At 50.6% G+C, this 255-nt stretch carries 1 protein-coding gene; it reads right to left on the reverse strand.

What is annotated here, in order from left to right; all coding sequences use genetic code 11:
• Positions 1-255 (reverse strand): transposase (locus ACTHTJ_RS11020; protein ID WP_440361025.1); only part of this gene is annotated, 255 nt, incomplete at both ends.

The following is a 255-nucleotide window of genomic DNA, read 5'->3' on the forward strand; positions in this document are numbered from 1 at the left end:
GTAATCGGGGATGCTTAGTTCGTCAAAACGGCAAAACAGGTTGAAATCAATGCGGGTGATGAGGCTGTGTTCAAGTTCGGGATCGGAGAGGCTGTGCCATTGTCCGAGCAGGACGGCTTTGAACATGAACAACAGGGGATAGGCGGGACGCCCTCGGTGGTCTCTAAGGTAACGGGTTCTTTGACGATTCAGGTATTGTTCGATCGGCTGCCAATCAATCACCTGATCCAACTTCAATAGTGGAAAACGGTCGAT

Origin of the sequence: Neisseria sp. P0018.S001, from assembly GCF_051957355.1 — a bacterium.
Taxonomy (GTDB): domain Bacteria; phylum Pseudomonadota; class Gammaproteobacteria; order Burkholderiales; family Neisseriaceae; genus Neisseria; species Neisseria subflava_A.